Here is a 23,511-nt window from a genome sequence, read left to right on the forward strand (position 1 = left end):
GCTCCTTACGGTCGGTTCTGGCTGGTGTCTGCGTGCGTGCGCTGGAGGTACGCGTCGGGCGTCGCGAGCCGGTGGGCGCGCACGGCGAGCTCGATGCGGCGGGGGTCGGCGCCCGCCTCGATGAGGCCGAGGATCGCCTCGTGCTCGTCGACCGAGGGCAGCGCGCGGCTGGGCACGAAGGAGAAGGTCGACTGGCGCAGTCGTGCGAGGCGCTTCCAGCAGGTGTCGATCACGTCGCCGAGCACGGCGTTGGGGGAGACGTCGCTGAGCCGCCGGTGGAAGGCCTCGTTGAGGGCAGTGAACTTGACCGGGTCGAAGGCCGCGAGCGACTCGCGCATCTGCTCGTTGATCGTGCGCGCCTCATCGACGTCCGCCTTGGAGTAGAGGCCGGCGGCGAGCGAGATGGCGGCGCCCTCGACGAACGAGAGCGTCTCCATCGTGTCGTGGTACTCGAGCTCGTCGATCTCCGCCACCCGGGCGCCGATGTTGCGCTCGAAGGTGACGAGGCCTTCGGCCTCGAGCCGCCGGATGGCCTCGCGGACGGGCACGACGCTCATGTCGAGCTCGCGGGCGATCGCGTCGAGCACCAGGCGGTAGCCGGGGGAGTAGGTGCCCTCGACGATGCGGTCGTGCAGCAGCTGGTAGGCGCGCTGCGACTTCGACTGCGTGATGGCGCCTCCGGCCTCGTCGGCCGTGGCTGCCGTGAGCCGTCGGGGGCTCACGCGTGTTCCGGCCCGGTCTGGGCCGGCCCGGCCTGGGCCGACGCCTGCTGGGTCGCCTCGTATTTCGCGCGCCACTCGGCGTTCATCGGGAAGAGTCCGTCGAGCGGCTCGCCGGCGTCCATCTGCTGCGCGATGTACTCCTCGGCGCGCTCGGCCTCGATGCACTCGGCGACGAGCTCGCGCACCAGCGCCGGCGGGATGACGAGCACGCCGTCGCCGTCGGCGACGATGACGTCGCCGGCCTGCACGGTGGCGCCGCCGCAGGCGACGGTCTCGTCGAAGCTCCACGGCACGTGCAGGCGCCCGAGCACCGCGGGGTGGCCGCCGCCGTGGTAGGTCGGCACGCCGATCTCGGTGACGACGTCGAGGTCGCGCACGCCGCCATCGGTGATGATGCCCGCTGCGCCGAGATGGCGCGCGCGCAGCGCGAGGATGTCGCCGAGCGTGCCGGATCGGTTGTCGCCGCGCGCTTCGATGACGACGACGTCGCCCTCGTGCAGGTCGTCGAAGAGGCGCTTCTGCGCGTTGTAGCCGCCGCCGTGGCTCTTGAAGAGGTCCTCGCGGTTGGGCACGTACCGCAGCGTGCGCGCGGTGCCGACGATGCGCTTGCCCGGCTGCGTCGAGCGCAGGCCGTCGATCGAGACGTTGTTGAGCCCGCGCTTGCGCAGTGCGGAGGACAGGGTCGCCAGGGCGACGGTCGAGAGCTGCGCGCGCAGCTCGTCGTCGAGCACCGGTGCGGCGGCCTGCTGGAACTGGGAGACCGGGCGCCCGGATGCGTCGGCCCACTGCTGCGGCGTCGGCTTCGGCTGGGCGGAGTATGCCGGCAGCCGCTGCTCGCCCACGCGCACGGTGGAGGCGAGGCGGCCGGTGGAGACCTGCTCGCCGTCGAGCGTCGTCGCGGTGACCTCGACCTCGACGGTCTGGCCGGGCGCGAAGGTGGAGGCGTTCGCGGGCGTGCCGGTCAGGATGACGTCGCCGGGCTCGAGCGTCACGAGCTGCGAGAGGTCGCTGACGATCTGCGCGAGCGAGAAGATCAGGGTCGAGGTCGAATCCGCCTGCACGAGCTCGCCGTCGAGCCAGGTGCGCACCTCGATGGCGTTCGGGTCGAGCAGCGCGGCATCCAGCAGCTTCGGGCCGATGGGGGTGAAGCCGTCGCCGCCCTTGGAGCGGAGGTTGGAGCCCTTGTCGACCCAGCGCAGGTCGAACACACCCAGGTCGTTCGATGCGGTGACGTGCGCGACGTGACCCCACGCATCCGCTTCGCTGACCGCACGCGCGGCGGTGCCGATGACGATCGCGATCTCGCCCTCGAAGCCGAAGATTTCCGTGCCCTCCGGCATGACGAGCTCGCCGCCGAGGGAGAGGGAGGTGGAGGGTTTGAGGAAGTAGCCGGGCGCCTCGGGGGTGCGGCCCTTCTGGGCGGCGCGGGCGCGGTAGCCGATGTGCATCGCGAAGATCTTCGAGGGCCGGGAGCCGAGCAGCTGCCAGGCGTCGACTGCGGCCTGAGGGGCGCCCGCTCGGGGCTGCGACGATGCATCCATGCGGGCATCGTATACGATTCCGAATCTGGTCTGCAAGGGGAGCTCGATCGATCCCGGGCCTGACATGCTTGGTTCGTCGCGCTTGACCGTCGTGCATGAAATCGTATATGTTCCATCCAGTCCCGGGCCGACGCGGCCCTTCCCCTGACAAAGGAGTCAGCGTGTCCCACAGCACGACTCACCTCGCCACCGGACGAGAGCGCAACAAGGTCCTCGCGGCGGTCGTCGTCGGCACCACCATCGAGTGGTACGACTTCTTCATCTACGCCTTCATGGCGAACCTGGTCTTCGCGCAGCTCTTCTTCGAGCCCGCCGGCCCGGGGCTCGGCCAGATCTTCTCGCTGCTCACGATCGGCATCTCGTTCCTGTTCCGACCGCTGGGAGCCTTCCTCGCCGGACACTTCGGCGACAAGCTCGGCCGTCGCCCGATGCTGGTCATCACGCTGCTGCTCATGGGTGGTGCCACCACGCTCGTCGGCGCGCTGCCCACGTTCGACACCATCGGCGTCATGGCGCCGGTGCTGCTCATCCTGCTCCGCATCCTGCAGGGCCTCTCCGCCGGTGGCGAGTGGGGCGGCGCGGTGCTGATGGCGATCGAGCACGCACCGGCCAACCGCCGCGGCCTCTACGGCTCGTTCGTGCAGGCCGGCGTGCCGATCGGCATGCTGCTCGCGACCGGCATCCTCGCCGCCATCCGGGCGATGTTCCCCGGAGACTCGTTCCTCGAGTTCGGCTGGCGCATCCCCTTCTTCATCTCGATCATCCTCGTGATCGTCGGCTTCGTCGTGCGCCGCTCGGTCGACGAGTCGCCGGTGTTCAAGGAGATCAAGGAGACGGCGCAGGAGTCGTCGGCACCGATCAAGATCGTCTTCAAGAAGTACGGCCACATCGTGCTGTTCGCGGCGATGGTCTTCATGGCCAACAACGCCACGGGCTACATGACCACCGGCGGCTACGTGCAGGGCCTGGCATCGCGCCCGGTCGACGGCACCCCGCCCGGCCTCGGCTTCGACCCGGTCGGCGTGCAGCTCGCCGCCTTCGCAGGCTCGCTCTCGTGGCTGGTCTTCACGTTCGTGGCCGGCTGGCTCTCCGACCGCATCGGGCGCAAGCCGCTCTACTTCATCGGCTGGGCCACCCTCGCTGCCGGCATCCTGCCGCTGTTCGTGCTCGTGGAGCAGGGCGTCGCCGGCGTGGCCTGGGCCACCATCATCCTCGGCGCGGGCCTGGGCCTCACCTACGGCGCGCAGGCGGCGTTCTACGCGGAGTCGTTCCCGGCTTCGGTGCGCTATTCAGGCGTCTCGATCGCCTACGCGATCGGCGCGGTGATCGGCGGTGCGTTCGCTCCCACGATCGCGCAGGCCCTCCTGAACGCCACCGGCACGACCTGGGTCATCGTCAGCTACCTGCTGACCACCGTCATCATCTCCGTGATCGGCACTGCGCTGATGCCCGATCGCACGGGCGTGCCGCTGTCGGTCGAGTACGAGCACTCTGGGCACTGGGAGAAGTTCCGACGCGGCGACGAGTTCGAGGAGCTCTCGCCGGTCGACGCGCAGGCGCACCAGCAGCGCTAGCGTCGCTGCAGCACGGGACGGGCTCCGCTTCGGCGGGGCCCGTTCTGCGTCTGCGAGCTACTGCACGACGACGATCGGATCGTCGAGGGGCGTGCCGGCGGTGTACGGCCCGAAGAAGAGATCGGCGCCGTCCTCGGTGAGAGCCGTGCCGCGAGCGCGCCGACCGTCGAACGCCTCGATGGTGGCGAAGCGGAGTCGGATGCTCGCGTCGTCCGGATCGGCGATCTCGAGCGCCCAGCTGCCGCCGCTCTCGACCAGCGCCGGGTCGGCGATGACGACGCGCATCATGCCGCTGTGGCCGGAGAGCACGACCGTGCCGCGGAACGCGTAGGGGGCGGATGCGTCGTCCCGGCGCCGGAAGCGGAACCCGCCCTCGGCGGCCGTGCCGTCGCCCGCCTCGGTGCCACCGGACGCATCGGCACCGGCTGCATCGGCACCGGCTGCTGCCTCGGCGCCCGCCGATGCTTCGACGCTGCCGTCGGACATGCCGCGCACGTAGCTGAGCAGCGACGCCTTGATGCCCCAGACCAGGGCGCCAGTGCCGCTCGCCGTCATCGCGGCACCGACCAGGGCAGCGAGCGGGCGTAGTCGATGAGCGCTCGGGAGCGAGCGGTCGGGGCGGGAGTGCCGGGCCAGATGACGTCGACGCCGACCGGCGCGACCGGCGGCGCGATCTCCTTCATGGCCACAGGGTAGCCCTCGTAGCTCGCCGGGTTGGCGGGCCGCTGCACGAGGATGCCGTAGCCGAGCCCGCGCCCCACCAGTGCCCGCACGGCCTCGTAGCTCTGCACCCGGTGGCGCACCCGCGGGGCGAGTCCGCGGGCGGCGAACAGCGACATCGTGTGCTCGCTCGAGGGCGGCGCGTCGAGCAGGATCAGGTCGCGCTCGACGAGCTCCTCGAGCCGCACCGCGTCGGTGCTCGCGAGCGGATCGTCACCGGCGACCACCACGTGCGCGGGCAGCTCGAAGAGCTTCGCGCGCTGCGGCTCGCCGGGGATGAGCGTGTCGTAGACGAAGGCCACGTCGACCTGGCCCGCCTCGAGCCGGCCCTGCAGGCGGTCGTGGGTGGCCTCGACGATCGTGAGCTCTACGCGCGGGTGCGCCCGCCCGAAGCCCTGCAGCAGCGCGGGCAGGATCGTGGGCGCGAGCGTCGGGTAGCAGCCGACGGTGATGGGCCCGACCAGCTCGCCCGGAGCGCCGCGCAGCGATGCCTCGAGCTCGAGGGACGACGCGAGCAGCGCACGGGCGCGAGCGACCACATCCGCCCCCGTGCTCGTCAGCGTCAGGCCCCGGGCGCGACGCCGCACCGTCAGCTGCGTGCCGAGGCTGCGCTCGAGCTCGGTGATCGCCTCGGAGACCGCCGAAGGGGAGGCGTGCAGCCGCGCGGCGGCGGCGGCGATCGTCCCCTCGTCTGCGGCGCAGACCAGGAAGGAGAGCTGCCGGAGCGTGAAGGCGGGGGCTTCGAGCCGGTCCATCGTCGGTTCCTCCGATGTTAAAGTGTCGCAAAATCCGCTTTCCCAACGGTAGCCGACGCGGGCACACTGAGGACCGTGCGCGCGCTGATGCGCACCGACCACGAGGATGTGTGTGCCATGTCGAGCAAGGAAGCTCCCGTCGCCGACTGGGTGACGATCCCGGATCTGTACCGCGACCCGTTCCCGATCTATGAGCGCCTGCGCGCCGAGGGCGGCGTGCACTGGGTGCCGGCAGTCGGGCGCTACCTGATCACCTCGTACCAGGCGGTGCACGAGACCGAGCTCGACCAGACGGTCTTCTCGGCCAACGAGCAGGGCTCGCTGCAGATCCGCGCGATGGGGCACTCGATGCTGCGCCGGGACGACCCCGAGCACTACCTCGAGCGCAGGGCCTGGCAGCCGACGCTGCGGCCGGGCGTCGTCAAGCGCCACTGGCGCGGCGTCTTCGAGCAGACCGCTGAGCGCTACCTCGACGAGCTGCTCGCGAAGGGCAGCGGCGCCGACCTGATCTGGGACTTCGCCGCCCCGTTCGCGGCCGAGAGCCTGCGGCAGATCATCGGCCTGCACAACGCCACGCAGCAGGATCTGCAGCGCTGGTCGCAGACCCTGATCGACGCCACCGGCAACTACGCCGACGATCCCGAGGTGTGGGCGAAGGGCAGGCGCTCGTTCGACGAGGTCGACGCGGTGCTCGACGAGATGCTGCCGTGGCACGCGGCCAACCCGAACGAGTCGCTGCTGTCGCAGCTGCTGCGCATCCCCGGCTACGAGATGCCGATGGAGCGCATCCGCGCCAACGTCAAGATGACGATCGGCGGCGGGCTGAACGAGCCGCGCGATGTGCTCGGCGTCGCCGCCTGGGGGCTGCTGTCGCACCCCGAGCAGCGCCGCGCCGTCGAGGCAGACCCGAGCCTGTGGCATGCGGCGTTCGACGAGACGCTCCGCTGGATCGCCCCGATCGGCCTCTACTCGCGTCAGACGACCCGCGAGGTCGAGCTCACCGGCGTGCGGCTGCCGGCCGGCGCGCGGCTGGGCATCTGCATCCTCTCGGCGAACCGCGACGAGCGCGTCTGGGATGACGCCTCCGCCTTCGACATCCGCCGCGAGGTCAAGCCGCACCTGGCCTTCAGCAAGGGCGTGCACGTGTGCCTCGGTGCCTGGGTCGCGCGCTCGGAGATCGCCGATGTGGCGCTGCCGATGCTGTTCGGGCGGCTGCAGGGGCTCGAGCTGGTGCCGGAGAACCCCGCAGAGATCGGCGGATGGGTCTTCCGCGGCATGCTGAAGATGCCCGTGCGCTGGTCGTCGGTGGTCTCGAGCACCGCCGCTGCGGCCACCGCGCCGGCTGCCGCGGCGCCGGCGGCCGGGCTCGCGCCGCGGATCGGCATCGTCGGCTCCGGTCCGGCCGGCTCGTTCACGGCGCAGGCGCTGCGCCGGCGGCTGCCGGCCGCCGAGATCGACGTGATCGACGCGCTGCCGGTGCCCTACGGGCTGATCCGCTCCGGTGTCGCCGCCGACCACGGCGGCACGAAGTCGGTCGCGCGCCAGTTCGACCGGCTGTTCCTGCACGAGGGCGTGCGCTTCCGTGGCAACCTGCGCGTCGACACGGGCTCTGTCGATGGCGCGGCCGACGGGGCCGTCTCGATCGACCGGCTGCGCTCGGCGTACGACGCGGTCGTGCTCGCCACCGGCCTGCGGCTCGACCGGCCGCTCGGCATCCCGGGCGATGCACTGGAGGGCGTGCACGGCGCCGGCCGCATCACCCGGCTGCTGAACGCGCACCCCGACGAGCCCGCCGCGCCGTCGCTGGGCACGACGACGCTCGTGGTCGGGCACGGCAACGTCGCGATGGATGTCGTGCGACTGCTGGCCCGCGACGAGGAGGAGCTCGACGGCACCGACGTCGACGACGAGGCCCGGCGCGCGCTGGCCGCCGAGCTGCGCACCATCCACGTGGTCGGCCGCAGCGCGCCCACGGCCGCGAAGTTCGACCCTGTCATGGTGCGCGAGCTCGCCGGCCTCTCCGGGGTCGCGCACCACGTGCACGGCGCCGACCTGGGGCTCATCGCGGCTGGCAAGGACGCCCGGCTCGACGCGGTGCGGCTGCTCGACCAGAGGCGCCCGCGCCTGCCGCGCATCACGGTCCACTGGTGGTTCGGCCTCACGCCGGAGCGGCTGGAGGGCGACGGCTCGGTCGCGCGCATGGTGCTCCTGGGCGCCGACGCCGACGCCGAGGTCTCCATCCCGACCGACTCGGTGGTGACGGCGGTCGGCTTCGCCGGCGACGTCGAGACGCTCGCGGAGCCCGGCGCCCATCAGGACGGCCGGGTGGAGGCGGGCCTCTACACCGCCGGCTGGCTGCGGCGCGGCCCGCGCGGCACCATCCCCGACCAGCGCACCGACGCGCGCGAGCTCGCCCGCACGATCGCCGAGGACCTCGAGACCGGGGCGGTCGCGATCGGTGCGCCCGGCCTGCCGGCGGTCGCCGGCGAGACCGGCTTCGACGGCTGGCGCCGCATCGATGTGCGCGAGCAGCTGGGCGCCGCGCCCGGGCGCTCGCGAGCGAAGCTGCGCGGCCTGGCAGCGCTGCTCGAGGCCGCCGCCGACGCGACGATCCCGCTGCCCGAGATCGAGGCAGAGGCGGATGCGTCCGGTGGCGGCGGCGCGCCGGTCACGGTGGTGTTCGGCACCGAGTCCGGCGGCGCGGAGCTGGTCGCCGAGGAGCTGCGGCGCACGCTCGCGCACCGTGCGGACGTGGTGGTGCAAGATCTCGCCGATGTCGCACCCGACGACCTGGACGCATCCCGCCTGCACCTGGTGGTGTGCGCGACCTACGGCGACGGCGAGGTGCCGACCAGCGCCCGGCCCTTCCACCGGGCGCTCGCGGCGCTGCCCGAACTCGCCGGGCTGCGCTACGCAGTGTTCGGCATGGGCGATCGGAGCTACGCGAAGACCTATTCGCGCGGCTCGGAGCTGATCGACGAGGCGCTCACCGCGTGCGGCGCCACCCGGGTCGGCGAGTACGGCCGGCACGACGCCGGGGGGCCGGTGCCGGCGGCGGAGGCGGCCGCGGAGTGGGCCGATGCCGTGCTCACCGAGGCGCTCGCGCCGGTCGTGACGGTGTAGCGGCGCGGCCGCTCAGCCCTCGGCCATCGGCTGCTTCGGCAGCCGCTTCACCCGCGCCCGGCGCTTCGGGCGGGCGGGGATCATCGAGCGCATCTCCTCCAGCCGGCCGAAGCACAGCAGTCGGTCCTCGGCCTGCAGCACCTTGCGACCCTTCGGGTTCGGGATCACCGCGGTGCCGCGGTGCAGCGTCAGCACTGTGATGTCGCGATCCCAGAGGCCTGACTCCTTGACGGTCTTGCCGACCAGGTCGGCGTCGCCGTGCACCTCGAGCTCGGCGACGCCGTAGCCGGTCGAGACGCTCAGCCGCTCGCGCACGTCGATCTCGGGGAAGGCCACCTGGTTGGCGATGTGGTCGATGATCGCGCCCGCCACGTCGAGCCGGGTCGCCGTCTCGATGCCCTCGAGCCCGGGCGAGGAGTTGACCTCCATCACCAGCGGCCCGTCGTCGCCCTCGAGCATGTCGACGCCCGCGACCTTGAGGCCCATGATCTGGGCAGAGCGCACGGCGACCCGCTCGTACTCGGGCTCGAGGGTGACCGCTTCGACGGTGCCGCCGCGGTGCACGTTCGAGCGGAACTCGTCGCCCTGCGCCGTGCGCCGCATCGCCGCGACGACGCGGTCGCCGACCACCAGCGCCCGGATGTCGCGCCCCTTGCTCTCGGCGACGAAGCGCTGGATCAGCACCTGCTGCCGCGTGCTCTGGAGCGTCTCGATGATCGCCTCGGCCACCTTGATCGTCGGCGCGAGGATGACGCCGATGCCCTGCGTGCCCTCCAGCAGCTTCAGCACCACGGGCGCGCCGCCCACCCGCTCGATCGCGGGGATCACGTCGGCGCGGTCGCGCACGAACGCCGTCGCCGGCATGCCGATGTCGTGCCGCGCGAGGATCTGCGTCGCGCGCAGCTTGTCGCGCGAGTTCGCGATGCCGTTCGCGGTGTTGGGCGTATAGACGTCCATCTGCTCGAACTGCCGCACGACGGCGGTGCCGAAGTAGGTGATGGAGTTGCCGATGCGCGGCAGGACCGCGTCGTAGTCGGTCAGCTGCCGGCCGCGGAACTGCAGGTCGGGCGCCTCGCCCGAGAGGTCGATCGCGAAGCGCAGCGTGTTCAGCACCTTCACGTCGTGGCCGCGCTCGACCGCCGCCGCGCGCAGGCGGCGCGTGCTGTAGGCGTGCGGCGCACGCGAGAGGATGGCGAGCCTCATGATCGAGCGTTCCTGCCTTCCCTGGTCGGGTTCTGCTGGTTGGATTGCCGCATGGGCCGACACCATCCAAGCACCCCCGCGACCGCCGGCTGGCGCGAGTGGGTCGGGCTGCCCGAGCTCGGGGTCGCGCACATGAAGGCCAAGCTCGACACCGGCGCCCGCACGAGCGCGATGCACGCCTTCGACCTCGCGGAGTTCACGCGCGACGGCGCCGACTGGGTGCGCTTCGAGGTGCACCCGTGGCAGCGCTCCAAGGCGGATGCGGTGGTCGCCGAGCACGCCGTGCACGACCGCCGACGCGTCCGTTCATCGACCGGGCACGAGCAGGAGCGCATCGTCATCCGCACCGCGATCACACTGCTGGGGCGCGACGTCACGACCGAGGTGACGCTCGCGAGCCGCGACGAGATGGGGTTCCGGATGCTCGTGGGGCGTGAGGCGCTCCGCCAGGGCTTCGCGGTCGACAGCGCGCACTCCTACCTGGGCGGCCGGCCGCCCCGCGAGGTGCGGCTGCGGAATCGGGGGCGCAGTGGCGCGTGAGTCGTTCGCGATCGGCGCGGTGCGGGTGCGTGCCGGTCAGGCGAAGAGCGTGGAGCTGCCGATCACCAAGCTCGTCACCGGCGGCGACGTCTCGCTGCCGGTGCGGGTGGTGCACGGCCGCGAGCCCGGGCCGACGGTCTGGCTCGACGCCGCGATCCACGGCGACGAGGTGCTCGGCGTCGAGGTCGTGCGGCAGGTGCTCGCCCTGGTCACGCCGCGCACGCTGCGCGGCACGCTGCTCGCGGTGCCGGTCGTCAATGTGCTCGGCTTCATGACCGGCGATCGCACCCTGCCCGATCGGCGCGACCTCAACCGCTCGTTCCCGGGTGCGGCGCGCGGCTCGCTCGCGAGTCGCATCGCGCACCTGCTGATGACCGAGGTGGTCGCCAAGTGCGACGTCGGCATCGACCTGCACACCGGCACCGACCACCGCGACAACCTGCCGCAGATCCGCGCCGACCTCGACCACTCGGAGACGCGCAGGCTCGCTGAGGCGTTCGCCGCACCCGTGATGCTGCACGCGAGGCTGCGCGACGGCTCGCTGCGGCAGGCGGCGCGCGAGGCGGGCGCCATCGCCCTGCTCTACGAGGCCGGCGAGGCGCTGCGCTTCGGCGCCGAGCCGATCGCCGCCGGGGTCGACGGTGTGCTGCGCGTGCTCGCAGCGCTCGACATGATCGACGACGCGCCCGAGCCCGCGGTCGCGCCCGAGGAGAGCCGCGCGAGCGGCTGGGTGCGGGCGCGCGGCACGGGCATCCTGCACCTCGACGTCGAGCTCGGCGACCGGGTGGAGGCGGGCGCCAGGCTCGGCAGGGTGGCGGATGCGTTCGGCACGTCCGGCCGCATCGTGCGTGCCGACCGCGCCGGCATCGTCATCGGCCTCACCCGTGCCCCGATCGTGCACGCCGGCGACGCCGTCGCCCACATCGCGGTGCCGGTGGCGCTCGAGGCCTGAGCCAACCAGCGCGCTGCCGTGCACCCGCGCGCAAGTGCCGTGCACGCAAGACATGTCGACGCCGGAGGCGTCGTGTGACGATGAGTGCGTTCCGTTCGAAGGAGAGTGAGGAACCATGGAGACCTACGAGTCCCTGCTGGCAGCGGTCAGCGTCCCTGAAGGCCAGCCGGTCATCGACCCGGCCACGGGCGAGGCGTTCGCACACGCGCCGGTCTCGACCACGGCAGACCTGGAGCGGGCGATCGCGGCGGCGCAGGCCGCCCAGCCCGCATGGGCGGCGCTGAGCGACGACGAGCGCCGCGCCGCGCTCACCGCGGCGGCCGACGAGATCGAGGCGAACGCCGAGGCGCTCGCGCTCATCATCGCGCGCGAGCAGGGCAAGCCGCTCAGCGGACCCGGCGCACGATTCGAGGTCGGCGCTGTCGTCGGGTGGCTGCGGGCGACCGTCGCGACGCAACTCGAGCCCGAGGTCGTCGTCGACGACGAGCAGGCGAAGGCGACGATCTACTATCGCCCCATCGGGCTGGTCGGCGCGATCGGGCCGTGGAACTGGCCCGCGATGATCGCCACCTGGCAGTTCGCACCCGCCCTGCGGATGGGCAACGCCGTGGTGATGAAGCCCAGCGAGTTCACGCCGCTGAGCGTGCTGGCCACGGCGCTGCTGGTGAACCGGCACCTTCCCGAGGGCCTGTTCACCGTGCTCGCCGGCGACCGCGAGCTCGGCGAAGCCATCTCCTCCAACCCCGCCTTCGGCAAGGTCACGTTCACGGGCTCCGCCCGCACCGGCGCGGCGATCATGCGCGCCTCCGCCGACAACCTCACGCGGCTCACGCTCGAGCTGGGCGGCAACGACCCCGGCATCGTGCTGCCGGATGTCGACCCCAAGGCGATCGCCGAGGGCCTCTTCTGGGGTGCGTTCATCAACACCGGCCAGACCTGCGCGGCGCTCAAGCGCCTGTACGTGCACGAGGACGTCTATGACGACGTCGTGCGCGAGCTGGCGGCCGTGGCGGGCGCCATGCCGATGGGACCTGGCAGCGACGAGCAGAACGTGCTCGGGCCGCTCACCACTGAGCAGCAGTTCGGCATCGTCGACCGCCTCGTCGAGGACGCCAAGGCTCGCGGCGGCCGCGTGCTGGTCGGCGGCGAGCCCGATCGCGACGCGCCGGGCTGGTTCTACCCGGCGACGCTCGTCGATGGTCTCGACGACGACGCCGATCTCGTGAAGGAGGAGCAGTTCGGCCCCGCGCTGCCGATCCTGAAGTACTCCGACGTCGACGACGCCATCGAGCGCGCCAACCGCGGCGAGGCAGGCCTCGGCGCCAGCGTCTGGTCGGCGGACCCGGCACGTGCCCGCGAGGTCGCCTCGCGCATCCAGTCCGGCTCCGTGTGGATCAACTCGCACGGCACGATCCACCCGATGGCGCCCTTCGGTGGCGTGAAGGGCTCCGGCTACGGCCTGGAGTTCGGCGTCGAGGGCCTCAAGGCGATGGGTGTGCCGCAGGTCATCCACGGCTGAGGCAGCGCACCGGGCGGGCGGCTCCGGAGGGAGCCGCCCGCCTCCGTGCGTGAGCGTGTGCGTGCGCGACGGACGCGGTGCGCACCGCCACGCGGTGCCGATCGGCTCAGCCGAATGCGAGCGTCGGCACGTCCACGACGTGGGCGCCGCCGTCGATGACGATCGTCGCGCCGGTGAGGTAGGAGCTCGCAGGCCCGGCGAGGAAGCAGGCGAGCTCGGCGACCTCCTCGGGCTGCGCTGCCCGGCCCAGCGGCACGTCGCGCGTGACGAGCGCGTACGCCTCGTCGAGCGTCGCGGCGCGACCCTGCTCGATCAGCACGCCCATCTCCTCGTCGGCCATGGGGGTGCGCACCCAGCCGGGGCACACCGCGTTCGCCCGCACGCCGTCGCGGCCCCCGTCGCGGGCGATCTGCCGCATGAGCCCCAGGAGCGCGTGCTTGCCCACGGTGTAGCCGGTCGTCTCCGGGGCAGCGCGGATCCCCGCGAGCGACGAGACGATGACGATCGAGCCGCCGCCGTCCGCCAGCGCCGGCAGCGCCGCGCGGCAGGCGACGAACGCGGTCGTCAGGTTCGCCTGCAGCGAGGACGACCACTCCTCGTCGGTGGTCTCGGCCACCGACGAGTACCCGTGCCCGCCGGCGCTCGTGATGAGCGCGCCGAGCGGACCGGACTCGAGCGCGGTCTGCACCACCGCATCCATCGCCTGCCGATCGGACGCGTCGGCCGCCACGGCGCGGATGCGCTCGGGTGCCAGCGCGGCCGTGTCCTCGAGCGGCGCCGCGCGGCGGCCGGTGACGACCACGTGCCAACCCTCGCGGGCGAGCTGCAGCGCGACGGCCCTGCCGATGCCGGTGCCGCCGCCCGTGACGATCGCGCCGGTCATCTCTGGGGCTCCTCCACGAGGTAGGGAGTGGCGTTCACGACCTCGAAGCGGCTGCCGACCGGGAAGACGGTCGGGCTGCCGGGCTCGAACGCGTCGTCGCCGAACAGCGCCCCGTCGGAGCGCAACTGCTGCAGGTCGATGAGCACGGCCCCGAGCGTGGGCACGATCTTCTCCCGCCAGACGAACAGCACGAGGCCCTCGGCGACGCGGATGGCGTCGCACGCGTCCGTGTCGGCCAGGCCCGCCTCCACGCCCGAGAGGCAGTGCCAGGTGTACCGGTGCTCGGAGAGGTAGATGTGCTCGTACGACTCGGTGGGGGAGTAGGTGTAGCGGTTGCGCAGCCCGACCAGCTCGCGGGTGGGCGCGTGTCGGCTGCCGCCCGCGTCGACCAGGCCGTGCCGGAAGGCGGCCGTCACGCCGGTCGGATCGTCGCCGCGCTGCACGCGCGTCCAGGCGCTCTCGCGCGCGGTCGGGGCATCCGGCAGCCGTGCGGAGACGCGCGTGAACCCGCCGTCGGCGAGCACCAGCAGCTCCAGGCCCCGGTCGCCCGAGAGCTGCCTGGCCATCAAGACGCCCGGCCGGATCGCCGTGACGTGCGCGTCGCCCCGCTCGCCGCCGAGGTCGGCCGTGCCGTCCTCGCCGAACGCGATGCGCTCGCCCTCGAGGTCGAGCTCGCGGCCCGCGAGGGCATCCACGGCCGGCAGCACGTCGCCGTGCGCCTCCATGCCGCGCCCGAGATCGCCGACCGAGATGAACTCGCTCATCGGATCGCCACGTGGTCGTCGCCGTCGTCGCCGTGATGGCCGTGGTGGCCGTCGTGGTCCTCTCCGCGCTGGTGGCCGCCGTGGCCGTGCTCGTGACCGCCGTCGGGGCCGCACGTGCACGCGCCGCCGGCGCAGCCGCATCCGCCCCCTGCCTCCGGCACGTCGAGCGCCGGATTGCGGTCGAGGAAGCCGTAGGGCTTCACCCAGAAGCCCGAGTAGTCGACCGGCATGATGGGCCAGTCCTCGGGGCGCGGGATGTGCGTGAGGCCGAACGAGTGCCACACCACGAGATCGCCGCCGTCGACTTCGCCGCCCGCCTCCACCGACGCGGGCAGGCCGGCGCCCCCGGAGTGCTGGTTGGGGTAGCGGCCGGCGGGATAGAGGTCGTCATCGCGGTGCGCCGTCACCCAGAGGTGCTCGGTGGCGAAGGTGGCGCGCGCGTGCACCGTCGAGGCCGGATCTGCCATGAGCGTCGCCCTGGCCTCGGGGATGAGCTGGAACTCCGTCGGCCTGCCGACCGCGTTGGTGCGGCTCGACGAACCGATGTGCCAGGTGCGGCCGAAGGCCCCGTCGCCCTGCATGCCGGATGCGGCCGTGATGCGATCGCGCCGGTAGCTGAAGGCGTTGCCCCACGGGTTCTCCTCGCCCATCGGCACGCGCACCAGGTCGACCTGGTCGACGTAGTTGTCGGTGCCGTCGACGTCGAAGTCGAGCCGCGCGCAGAAGATGTGCTGGTGGATGGGCGCGAACAGGCCCGGTGCCATCTCGGTCGCGCTCGGCAGGATGCTGCCGGGAGCGTCGGCGCCCGCGAAGACGATGCCGGTCGCCTTCGCCTCGAACTGGATCGAGCCGTCGAGGTAGAGGTACCAGAAGAACCCGTAGTCGTAGTTGCCGACCGTCGCCCAGTAGGAGACGACGAGCCGGCGCGAGCGGCGGCCGTGGGTCGTCTCGCCGTCGAGCTCGCGGTGCTTCCAGAGCACCCCGTAGTCCTCCTCGTGCATGCAGATCGCGCGCGGGATGGTGATCGACTCGCCGGTGTCTGCAGCGACGTGCGCGTCGAAGTAGTGGATCGCGCCGACGCAGTCGCAGCCGAGCTGCAGCGAGTTGGCGTTCTTGCCCAGGTTGTACTCTCCGGCGTCGAAGTAGCTGATCCAGCGGCGGGTCTCGCTCGTGTCGCCGTAGGGCACCACCATCTCGGGCACGCTCGCCCGGTGCAGCACCGGCCGCAGCTCGTCGCCGTCCTGCCAGCCGAGCTGATGCAGCACGAGCCCCTCGCGCATCGAGAAGCCGACGCGGAACCGCCACTGCTCCCAGGTCACCTCGCTGCCGTCGACCGAGAAGCTCGGTCCCTCCGGCTGGGTGATCGAGAGCGGCTTGAGCGAGGTGCGGCGCTCGCCGACGGCCTCGTCGTCGTAGTTGAAGCCCTCGAGCACGGGCACCGGCACCTGCCGCTCGTCGACGAGCTTCACGACGCGCTGCTCGGTGACGTCCACCATCAGCACCAGCCCCTCGACGGGGAACGACCAGGGGTTGTCGTGCTCGCCGGGCGGCATGAACGTCAGCGAGCGCATCATGCGCTTGCCGACTTCGTCGGTCTCGCCGAACTGCCCGGGTGCGAGCGGCACCACGAGCGCGTGCTCCCACTCGGTGAGTCCGCGCGCCTCCATGGCCCTGCGCCAGCCGGCATCCGCCTTCACCACGCGGTCGACCAGCTCGTACTCCTCGAACAGGTACGGCGGCTGCCCGTAGGGAGCCTCGGCGGTGGGCAGCGTCTGGATCGATTCGACCCTGTCGTCGTCGAGCGAGACGACCGCTTCGCGCACCCGGCCCGAGCCGGTGTCGAGCAGGGTCGTCAGCACGCGGCGGCCGAGCGGCTGGCCGGGTCGCCATGCCGCGAGCTGCGCCTTGGGCGCCTCGAGCAGCAGCTGCAACGGGAACCGGGTGTCGTCGAGCAGCTCGCCGGCGGCGTCGAGCGCTCGGCGCACCCTGTCGATCTCGGCAGGCGCGAGTGCGTCGAGCGGATGCGTCGCCTCGGCCAGGTGGGAGTCGCGCGCGCCATGGGTGTGCGTCGTGTCGGGCATGGGACCTCCTCGTCCAGCGTGCCTCCACGGTAGGCGGCAACCGGAGCGCTGGCTTGCCCGCTAGTGCAGGGCGCTTGCCGTCGCCTGCTCGTGCACGCCTGTCGCCTGCTCGTACACGCTCGTCGCCTGCTCGTGCACGCTGGCCGCGACCCGGTACTCGGTCGGGCTGTGACCGAACGTGGCGCGGAACAGGCGCGAGAAGTGCGCCGGGTTGACGAGCCCCCAGCGCGACGCGATGCGCGCGATCGGCAGATCCGCCAGCTGCGCATCGGTGAGGTCGCGGCGGATGCGCTCGAGGCGGCGCTCGCGGATCCATCCGGCGACCGTGATGCCGCGCTCGGCGAAGACCGCGTGGAGGTGGCGGGTGGAGATGAAGTGCGCGTCGGCGACCTGCGCCGGGGAGAGTTCCGGGTCACCGAGCAGCTCGTCGATGGTGCCGAGCAGCTCGTGCAGCAGCTGCCGTCGCGGGTCGCGCCGCACGCCCTCCTTGAGCTGGGTGTGGATGAGCGTCATCAGCAGGTCGAGCCCCGAGCGGGCGAGGCGCTGCCCGTGCTCGGCCGGCAGCTGAGCGAGGCTCTGGGCGAGACCGACGAGGAACGGGTTGACGACCCTGCCCAGCGGCGACTCGAGCGGGAAGGCCGTCGCCGTGACCGAGGCGAGCTCCTCGCGGGGGATGTCGAGGTAGCCGTGGGGGAAGGTGATGACGACAAGGCTCGTCGTGCCGTCGAAGCGCAGGGTGTACGGGCGGGAGGTGTCGTAGATCGCGAGATCGCCCGGGTGCAGCAGGGCCACGCGGCCGTCCTGCTCGATCAGCTCCTCGCCCGAGAGCTGCAGGCTGACCTTGATGAGATCGGTGGCGCCGCGGCTGACGAGCGCCGGTGTGCGCGCCACGATGCTCGCGGTGTGCTCGATGCGGAAGACGGAGACCTCGCCGACGTCGACGCGGCTCGCGCGTGCCCGGAACGGGCTCTCGCCCAGCGGGTGCACGTCGAGCGGCACGAAGTTCTCGGTGGTGTCGCGCCGCCACTGCGCGAGGTCGACGAACGGCGCCTCCAGCGGCGGGAAGTCGAAGATGTCGGTCACTGGGCCCTCCTGCGGCCGCCCCGTCGCGGCCGTGCTCCCAGGGTAGCTGTGCTATCGGGTGCCGGTGTCTGCGCGCCGACAGTCAATGCTTCAGCGCTCGCAGGCAATCGTCTGCGGACCCTATGGGGGCACCATGAGTGCAAATCGGTCCATCGAACGAAGGAGTCCCATGGACACCGAAGTACAGCATGGTGCTCTCAAGGCGAACCAGCTCGGCGTCCCAGCCGTCGTGTTCCTCGTCCTCGCCGCGGTCGCGCCGCTGACCGTCGCGATCGTGGTCCTGCCGCTCGCGATCGGATTCGGCAACGGCGGCGGCATCCCGGTCGCGGTGATCGTCGTCGCGCTGGCGCTGCTGCTGTTCGCCATCGGCTACGCGCAGATGTCGAAGGAGCTGGTCAACGCCGGAGGCTTCTACGCCATCGCGGTGCGAGGGCTCGGCCGCACGGCGGGGCTGATCACCGGCCTGATCGCGACGTTGGGCTACAACTTCTTCGTCGCGGGTGCGCTCGGCACCATCGGCTTCTTCACCGGAGCGGTGGTGCTGCCCGCGCTGTTCGGCTTCGAGGTGCACTGGTTCATCGCCGGTCTCGTGCTGTTCGTGATCGTCTTCCTGCTGGCCCGCTCGGGCATCCACATGAGCGCCGTGGTGCTGGGCGTGGCCCTGGTGCTCGAGACGCTCATCCTGGTGGCGTTCGCGATCTCCGTCCTGGTGCAGACCGGGTTCAGCCTCGAGGCCTTCACGCTGGCGCTCAGCCCCGAGATCCTCATCGGCGGCTCGATCTGGATCGCGTTCCTCATGGTCGCGACGGCGTTCATCGGCTTCGAGGCGACGGCACTGTTCAGCGAGGAGGCCCGCGAGCCGCGCAAGACGATCCCGCGCGCCACCTACACGGCGATCATCGCGATCGGCGTCATCCACGCGATCGTCGGCTGGGCGATCGTCAGCGCCGTGGGCGTGCAGGATGCGCAGGAGTCGGCGCTCGACCACCTGGCCGCTGGCGACATGACGCTCGTGCTGATCGACACCTACCTGGGGCCGGTCGTCGGCATGGTGGCGCTCGTGCTGCTCGTCGTAAGCCTGTTCGCGGCGCAGCTCGCCTTCCACAACTCGGCCGCACGCTACCTCTACGCGCTCGGACGGGCGCGCGTGCTGCCGCGCTGGCTCTCGAAGACGAACCGCAACGGCGCGCCCGAGCGCGCGCAGCTGGTGAACCTGGTCTTCGCGGTCGCCGTGGCCGGCATCTTCGCCATCTTCGTCGAGACCGACCCCGACGGCGCCCCGCTGCCTCCCGTGCTCACGCTCGTGCCGGTGGGGCTCGGCTTCGCCACGCTCGCGATCATGATCGTGCAGACGATCGCGGCGCTGGCGGTCGTCGTGTACTTCCGCAAGCGCTCCGACCCGCGGCTGTGGAGCACGCTGATCGCGCCCGGACTCGGCTTCCTCGCCCTGCTCGGGTTCAGCATCGGCGCGCTGTTCAACTTCACCCTGGTCGCCGGCTCCGAAGCGCTGTACGTGCGGCTGATGCCGTGGCTGCTGCTGCTGGCCGTGATCGGCGGCGTCGGCTACGCGGCGTACCTGCGCTCGCGGAAGCCCGAGGTGTACCGCGGGCTCGATGCGGACATCGAGCGGCTGGACGAGTTGGACGAGGAGCCCGTACGGGCCTGACGCCGACTGGGCAGGGGCGCATCCGTGTGGGCGGATGCGCCCCTTCCTCACGCCAGCAGCCCGAGCGCGCCCGTCACGATGAGCGCCGCCCCGCCGAGCACCGACAGCGCGATGATCGACCAGCGCACGACGGTGCGGTTCACGAGGTGCGCCAGCCGGTTGCCGAGCAGCACGCCCGCGACCACCGGCACGCAGAGCAGCAGCCACGCCCACAGCGGCCAGTCGGGGCTGCCCTCGGGCGCCACGAACGGCCGCACGGCGACGATGACGCCGCTGACGATCACCCAGAACGGCTGCATGGTGGCGACGAAGGTGCGGTCCTGCCAGCCGGAGAGCAGCGTGTAGACGCCGAGCGCGGGCGCGCCCATGCCGACGCTCGCGTTCAGCACGCCGATCGTCGCGCCGGTCGCGATCCGCAGCGCCGGTCCGTCGTGCGAGCGCTCGGCGGTCGTGAAGGCGACCGTGATGACGACGCCTGCCATGGCGATGACGCCGACGGCGATGCGCAGCACGTCGGTGTCGAGCCCCTTCGCCAGCAGCAGGCCCGGCACCATGAGCGCGACCGCGGGCACGGCCAGCCACAGCAGCCGCTTCCAATCGATGTCGTGCCAGACCTTCGGCAGGATCACCATGCAGGCGAGCGCGCCGTAGAGGTTCACCACCAGCACCGCCGCGAGCGGGCCGGCGACCAGCGCGACCGCGGGCGTGACGACGAGGCCCCAGCCCATGCCGATCATGCGCTGACCGGCGGCGCCGATCAGCACGGCCACCAGCGCGACGACGAACGAGACGAGATCCATGCGCGGCGACCCGCTAGCGCAGGTCGGCCTCGATCGCCCTGGCCGCACGCAGCACGGCGGCGCCCAGCGCCTGCGCGTCCGGCTCGCCGACCGTGACCACCGCGACCGACGCATCCGTCATGCCGCGCGCCCTGATCGGGGCGCCCACCGACGTGATGCCCTGGATCACCTCGTTCGCGCTCACCGCGAAGCCCTGCGCGCGCACGTCGGCGACCGCCGGGTGCATGGGCTCGTCGTGGCCCAGCTCGCGCCAGGTGGCCTCGCTCAGCATGGCCTGCAGGGCGATGCCGGGCGCACCGAGCGCGATGGGGTGGCGGTGGCCGGGGTGCTGGGCGACGGATGCGTTGACGCCGCGGGGCACGGCCGTCACGAGGGTGACGGCGTCGTCGCCGTCGCGCACCGTCAGGAAGGCGGTCGCGCCGAGCTCGTCGGCGAGCTGCTGCAGGTGGGGGAGCGAGGCCGACTGCAGGTCGTGCTCGACGTCGCGCGCAAGGATGACCAGCTGCGGGCCGAGCGAGAGCATGCCGCCGCTGTCGCGCACCACCAGGCGGTGCTCTTCGAGGGTGCGCACCAGGCGGTAGGCGACCGAGCGGTGCACGCCGAGCAGCGCGGCGAGCGACTGGATCGACTGGCTGCCGTGATCGGCCAGCAGCGACAGCGCGGTGAGGCCGCGCGAGAGCGTCTGCGAGCCGCTGGTCTCGGGCTTCGCTGCGGCGCCGGAAGCTGTCGCTGCGGGGCTGGCGGGCGTCGGCTTGGTCTCGGGCATCGTCGCTCGCTCTCGTCACCATCGCGCCGCGCGCGGTCGGACGCGGACTCATGATCGAGCATAGAACACAGCGTTCAGATAGTGGATCTGTGAGCGTGCGCTTCAGGCGGCGTCGATGCCGGTCACGCCCGTCGCGAGCATCGTCAGGCGGCGCCGACGATGCCGGACACGCCCGTCGCGATCACCGCGGCGCCGCCGATGAGCGAGAGCACGATGATCGTCCAGCGCGCGACGCGGGGCGAGATGTGATCGGCGATGCGGTGCGCGAACAGCGTGCCGACGGCGGCGGCGGCACCGGCGCCGAGCCACGCCCACCACGGCCACTGCGGGAAGCCGTCGGGCACCAGGAGCTGTCGCTCGGCGAGGGTCACGAGGTTGAGGATGACCCAGAAGGGCTGCATGGTGGCGGCGAGCACGCGCGGATCCCAGCGGCTCACCAGCGCATACGCGCCCACCAGCGGGGCGCCGACGCCGACCGCGGCGTTGAAGCCGCCGATCGCCACCCCGGAGACGAGCCGGGTGGTCGGCCCGTCGAGCGTGTGCGAGGTGCGGGTGAAGACGACGGAGACCAGCACGCCCGCGATCGCGACGATCCCGATCGTGACGCGCAGCGCATCCGTCGACACCGCGCGCGCCAGCAGCAGCCCCGCGACGCTCGCCGGGATGGCGGGCGCGAGCAGCCATGCCATGCGGCGCCAGTCGATGTCGCGCCAGACCCCCGGCAGCATCAGGCTGCAGGCGACGACCGCGAAGATGCAGTTGAGCGGCACCGCGGCGATCGGGCCGGCGACGATCGCCGAGACCGGGCCCATGACCAGCCCGAAGCCCAGGCCGATGACGCGCTGCGCGACGGTCGCGACGAAGAGGGCCGCCGCGTAGAGCAGCAGCGTGAAGGGATCGATCACGCGCCGGCGGCACCTGCCTGCGCGCGATCAGCGCGGCGGGTCAGAGCTCGATCGCGTCGCCGGGGGAGAGGCGGTGGTGCTCGCCGCCCCCCGCGCTGACCGCGCCCTCGATGCGCGCGTGCGCCATGGCCAGGCCCATCTCCGACAGTGGGGCGTCGTGCACGGCGAAGGTCATCTTCGGCGCGACCTCGCTCACGAAATCCATCACCTCGCCGATCTTCAGCCAGGGCGCGCCGGCGGGGGTCGCGAGCAGCTCGACCGGCACGTCGGGCACCGCGTAGGAGTCGCCCGGGTAGTAGAAGCGCTCGTTCACGAGCACGCCGAGGTTGTCGACCCGCGGGATCGAGCGGTGGATCTCGGCGTGCGTGCCGCCGAAGAAGCGCAGCCTGAACGGGCTGGCGGTGACGCGCTCACCCGCCTCGACGACCGTCACGTCGAAGCCTTCAGCGGCCTCGGCGACGCCCGCGGGGCCGTAGATCGGCACATTCGGATTGCTGGCGCGCAGGGTGGCGAGGTGCTCGGCATCCCAGTGGTCGGCGTGCTCGTGGGTGATCACGATCGCGACGAGTCCCGGCGCCGAGATCGGGCCGGTCTGGTTGCCCGGGTCGATGACCAGGCTCTGCCCTTCGTCGCCGAGGATCATGCACGCGTGCTCTCGCTTGGTCACTCGCATGCCAGCCACGATATCGGCCGCACGCCTGAGGGGTCGAGTCGCGCGTGTCCGGCGGTGCGGCGCGGCGCTTCCTGCGACGGCGGCGGCCGTAGGCTCAGACGGTGCAGGTCGTCGTCGCCTCCAACCCCACCGCGCGCTTCGGGCGCACCGCGCCGGTGGGCGCGATCGTGGCCGCCCGCATCGCCGACCTCGGCCATGAGGTGCAGCACATCGCCGCCGTCGACTACGCCGGCCAGCTGGAGCAGACGCGCTTCGCGATGATCGGGGCGGATGTGCTGGTCGTGGTGGGCGGGGACGGCATGGTGCACCTGGCGGCCAACATCGTCGGCGGCACGTCCAAGCGGCTGATCATCGTGCCCAGCGGCAGCGGCAACGACTTCGCGAAGACCCTCGGACTCGGTTCGACGGAGCAGGTGGTCGCCTCGTTGGAGGCGCTGCTGGGCGCGGAGCCCGACCCCATCGACCTGGTGCGCATCGAGCATCCCGACGGCGTAGCGCTGGCCGCCGGCATCGTCTCGGTGGGCTTCGACGCCGACGTCAACGTGCGCTCGTTCGGCTTCACCCGGGTGCCGAGCCGGCTGCGCTACCAGGCCGCCATCCTCGCCACCGTGCTGCGGCCGAGGCACCGCAGCTTCCAGGTGCGGCTCGACGGCGGAGAGGCGCGCACCTGGCGCACGCTGGTGGCCGCGATCGCCAACAACCGCATCTTCGGCGGCAGCATCCCCATCGCGCCGGGGGCCGATCTGCGGGACGGTCGGCTGACGGCGGTGTTCGCCGACGAGCTCTCCTACCCGCGCTTCCTGTGGCTGCTCGGCAAGGTGCTGCGCGGCCGCCACGAGGCCGATCCGCGCGTGCACGTGGTCGACTGCGAGACGGCCGAGCTGGCGAGCGGCGAGACCGTGATCGTGTGCGCGGACGGCGAGATCGTCGGGCGCCTGCCGGTGCGCTGCAGCGTCTTGCCGGGGGCGCTGCGGGTGCTGCGCATCCGCTGATCGCGAGCGCGCCGCCGCCGATTTGGCGCACGGGCAGATCGTGTGGCAAACTATCCAGGTTGCAAACGCAAGTGAAGCGACAAGGCCCCATCGTATAGCGGCCTAGTACGCCGCCCTCTCACGGCGGTAACGCGGGTTCGAATCCCGCTGGGGTCACAGCAGAAGAGCCCCCGGTCCACGGACCGGGGGCTCTTCGCATGCGCGGGCAAGGATCCCGCGGGCAGACCGCGCGCTGCGCGGCCCGCGCCG

General features: G+C 72.1%; 20 protein-coding genes and 1 tRNA gene. 8 read left to right on the top strand and 13 right to left on the bottom strand.

Going from position 1 to position 23,511, the window contains the following annotated elements; translation table 11 throughout:
• Positions 1-5: 5 nt before the first annotated feature.
• Both BM288_RS09470 and BM288_RS09475 read right to left on the bottom strand, forming a co-directional pair.
• Positions 6-722, bottom strand: a complete 717-nt coding sequence (locus BM288_RS09470) for a GntR family transcriptional regulator (protein WP_318255460.1) — start codon at positions 720-722, stop codon at positions 6-8.
• A complete protein-coding gene (locus BM288_RS09475; protein ID WP_092918279.1) occupies positions 719-2,263 on the bottom strand; it encodes a fumarylacetoacetate hydrolase family protein in 1,545 nt (514 codons plus the stop codon). Before BM288_RS09475 ends, BM288_RS09470 begins: the two co-directional genes overlap by 4 nt.
• Before the next feature lie 161 nt (positions 2,264-2,424).
• Between BM288_RS09475 and BM288_RS09480 the strand changes: the two genes are divergently transcribed.
• Complete coding sequence (locus BM288_RS09480) at positions 2,425-3,837, top strand: MFS transporter (RefSeq protein ID WP_318255461.1); 1,413 nt, start codon at positions 2,425-2,427, stop codon at positions 3,835-3,837.
• A gap of 57 nt (positions 3,838-3,894) precedes the next feature.
• Here BM288_RS09480 and BM288_RS09485 read toward each other — a convergent pair whose 3' ends face one another.
• Positions 3,895-4,392, bottom strand: a complete 498-nt coding sequence (locus tag BM288_RS09485) for an HtaA domain-containing protein (RefSeq protein ID WP_092918283.1) — start codon at positions 4,390-4,392, stop codon at positions 3,895-3,897.
• Positions 4,389-5,312, bottom strand: coding sequence for a LysR substrate-binding domain-containing protein (locus tag BM288_RS09490; protein ID WP_092918285.1), 924 nt, complete (start codon positions 5,310-5,312; stop codon positions 4,389-4,391). Before BM288_RS09490 ends, BM288_RS09485 begins: the two co-directional genes overlap by 4 nt.
• Positions 5,313-5,429: 117 nt before the next feature.
• Between BM288_RS09490 and BM288_RS09495 the strand changes: the two genes are divergently transcribed.
• Positions 5,430-8,435, top strand: coding sequence for a cytochrome P450 (locus tag BM288_RS09495; RefSeq protein ID WP_092918287.1), 3,006 nt, complete (start codon positions 5,430-5,432; stop codon positions 8,433-8,435).
• A 12-nt stretch (positions 8,436-8,447) separates the two neighbouring features.
• Here the strand turns inward: BM288_RS09495 and BM288_RS09500 are convergent, their stop codons facing one another.
• Positions 8,448-9,638 (bottom strand): RimK family alpha-L-glutamate ligase, encoded by a 1,191-nt coding sequence (locus tag BM288_RS09500; protein WP_092918289.1) that lies wholly within the window; start codon positions 9,636-9,638, stop codon positions 8,448-8,450.
• A gap of 51 nt (positions 9,639-9,689) precedes the next feature.
• Here BM288_RS09500 and BM288_RS09505 point away from each other — a divergent pair, with 51 nt between their 5' ends.
• The 3 genes from BM288_RS09505 (at position 9,690) to BM288_RS09515 (ending at position 12,649) form a co-directional block, all read left to right on the top strand.
• Positions 9,690-10,178, top strand: coding sequence for an ATP-dependent zinc protease family protein (locus tag BM288_RS09505; RefSeq protein ID WP_092918291.1), 489 nt, complete (start codon positions 9,690-9,692; stop codon positions 10,176-10,178).
• Positions 10,168-11,130, top strand: coding sequence for a succinylglutamate desuccinylase/aspartoacylase family protein (locus BM288_RS09510; protein WP_092918293.1), 963 nt, complete (start codon positions 10,168-10,170; stop codon positions 11,128-11,130). The genes BM288_RS09505 and BM288_RS09510 overlap by 11 nt, the downstream gene beginning before the upstream one ends.
• Positions 11,131-11,245: 115 nt before the next feature.
• Positions 11,246-12,649 (top strand): aldehyde dehydrogenase family protein, encoded by a 1,404-nt coding sequence (locus BM288_RS09515; protein WP_092918295.1) that lies wholly within the window; start codon positions 11,246-11,248, stop codon positions 12,647-12,649.
• 106 nt (positions 12,650-12,755) lie between these two features.
• Here BM288_RS09515 and BM288_RS09520 read toward each other — a convergent pair whose 3' ends face one another.
• The 4 genes from BM288_RS09520 to BM288_RS09535 are packed head-to-tail and all read right to left on the bottom strand — an operon-like array spanning position 12,756 to position 17,460.
• Positions 12,756-13,532: an SDR family NAD(P)-dependent oxidoreductase gene (locus BM288_RS09520; RefSeq protein ID WP_092918297.1), complete on the bottom strand. Its 777-nt coding sequence runs from the start codon at positions 13,530-13,532 to the stop codon at positions 12,756-12,758.
• Entirely contained in the window at positions 13,529-14,296 is a 768-nt protein-coding gene (locus BM288_RS09525) for a MoaF C-terminal domain-containing protein (protein ID WP_177220336.1), read from the bottom strand. Before BM288_RS09525 ends, BM288_RS09520 begins: the two co-directional genes overlap by 4 nt.
• Positions 14,293-16,377, bottom strand: coding sequence for a primary-amine oxidase (locus tag BM288_RS09530; RefSeq protein WP_092918301.1), 2,085 nt, complete (start codon positions 16,375-16,377; stop codon positions 14,293-14,295). The genes BM288_RS09525 and BM288_RS09530 overlap by 4 nt, the downstream gene beginning before the upstream one ends.
• A gap of 60 nt (positions 16,378-16,437) precedes the next feature.
• Positions 16,438-17,460, bottom strand: coding sequence for an AraC-like ligand-binding domain-containing protein (locus tag BM288_RS09535; protein ID WP_092918303.1), 1,023 nt, complete (start codon positions 17,458-17,460; stop codon positions 16,438-16,440).
• Positions 17,461-17,629: 169 nt separating this feature from the next.
• Between BM288_RS09535 and BM288_RS09540 the strand changes: the two genes are divergently transcribed.
• Entirely contained in the window at positions 17,630-19,126 is a 1,497-nt protein-coding gene (locus tag BM288_RS09540; protein ID WP_092918305.1) for an APC family permease, read from the top strand.
• Between the two features lie 47 nt (positions 19,127-19,173).
• Here the strand turns inward: BM288_RS09540 and BM288_RS09545 are convergent, their stop codons facing one another.
• The 4 genes from BM288_RS09545 to BM288_RS09560 all read right to left on the bottom strand — a co-directional run bounded on the left by BM288_RS09545 (position 19,174) and on the right by BM288_RS09560 (position 22,270).
• Entirely contained in the window at positions 19,174-19,926 is a 753-nt protein-coding gene (locus BM288_RS09545; protein ID WP_177220337.1) for a sulfite exporter TauE/SafE family protein, read from the bottom strand.
• 13 nt (positions 19,927-19,939) lie between these two features.
• On the bottom strand, positions 19,940-20,692 hold the full coding sequence (locus BM288_RS09550) for an IclR family transcriptional regulator (protein WP_092918309.1): 753 nt from the start codon (positions 20,690-20,692) through the stop codon (positions 19,940-19,942).
• A gap of 143 nt (positions 20,693-20,835) precedes the next feature.
• A complete protein-coding gene (locus BM288_RS09555) occupies positions 20,836-21,597 on the bottom strand; it encodes a sulfite exporter TauE/SafE family protein (protein WP_092918311.1) in 762 nt (253 codons plus the stop codon).
• A gap of 40 nt (positions 21,598-21,637) precedes the next feature.
• Complete coding sequence (locus BM288_RS09560; RefSeq protein ID WP_092918313.1) at positions 21,638-22,270, bottom strand: MBL fold metallo-hydrolase; 633 nt, start codon at positions 22,268-22,270, stop codon at positions 21,638-21,640.
• Positions 22,271-22,371: 101 nt separating this feature from the next.
• Between BM288_RS09560 and BM288_RS09565 the strand changes: the two genes are divergently transcribed.
• A complete protein-coding gene (locus BM288_RS09565; RefSeq protein ID WP_092918315.1) occupies positions 22,372-23,262 on the top strand; it encodes a diacylglycerol/lipid kinase family protein in 891 nt (296 codons plus the stop codon).
• An 83-nt stretch (positions 23,263-23,345) separates the two neighbouring features.
• Positions 23,346-23,418, top strand: a tRNA-Glu gene (locus BM288_RS09570).
• Positions 23,419-23,511 lie beyond the last annotated feature (93 nt).

The organism is Agrococcus baldri (assembly GCA_900114805.1).
Lineage (GTDB): Bacteria > Actinomycetota > Actinomycetes > Actinomycetales > Microbacteriaceae > Agrococcus > Agrococcus baldri.

Coding starts and splice junctions, on each gene's coding strand:
- BM288_RS09475 (WP_092918279.1), bottom strand. CDS start 2,263: ATGGATGCATCGTCGCAGCCCCGAGCGGGCGCCCCTCAGGCCGCAGTC.
- BM288_RS09485 (WP_092918283.1), bottom strand. CDS start 4,392: ATGACGGCGAGCGGCACTGGCGCCCTGGTCTGGGGCATCAAGGCGTCG.
- BM288_RS09490 (WP_092918285.1), bottom strand. CDS start 5,312: ATGGACCGGCTCGAAGCCCCCGCCTTCACGCTCCGGCAGCTCTCCTTC.
- BM288_RS09495 (WP_092918287.1), top strand. CDS start 5,430: ATGTCGAGCAAGGAAGCTCCCGTCGCCGACTGGGTGACGATCCCGGAT.
- BM288_RS09500 (WP_092918289.1), bottom strand. CDS start 9,638: ATGAGGCTCGCCATCCTCTCGCGTGCGCCGCACGCCTACAGCACGCGC.
- BM288_RS09505 (WP_092918291.1), top strand. CDS start 9,690: ATGGGCCGACACCATCCAAGCACCCCCGCGACCGCCGGCTGGCGCGAG.
- BM288_RS09515 (WP_092918295.1), top strand. CDS start 11,246: ATGGAGACCTACGAGTCCCTGCTGGCAGCGGTCAGCGTCCCTGAAGGC.
- BM288_RS09520 (WP_092918297.1), bottom strand. CDS start 13,532: ATGACCGGCGCGATCGTCACGGGCGGCGGCACCGGCATCGGCAGGGCC.
- BM288_RS09525 (WP_177220336.1), bottom strand. CDS start 14,296: ATGAGCGAGTTCATCTCGGTCGGCGATCTCGGGCGCGGCATGGAGGCG.
- BM288_RS09530 (WP_092918301.1), bottom strand. CDS start 16,377: ATGCCCGACACGACGCACACCCATGGCGCGCGCGACTCCCACCTGGCC.
- BM288_RS09540 (WP_092918305.1), top strand. CDS start 17,630: ATGGACACCGAAGTACAGCATGGTGCTCTCAAGGCGAACCAGCTCGGC.
- BM288_RS09545 (WP_177220337.1), bottom strand. CDS start 19,926: ATGGATCTCGTCTCGTTCGTCGTCGCGCTGGTGGCCGTGCTGATCGGC.
- BM288_RS09550 (WP_092918309.1), bottom strand. CDS start 20,692: ATGCCCGAGACCAAGCCGACGCCCGCCAGCCCCGCAGCGACAGCTTCC.
- BM288_RS09560 (WP_092918313.1), bottom strand. CDS start 22,270: ATGCGAGTGACCAAGCGAGAGCACGCGTGCATGATCCTCGGCGACGAA.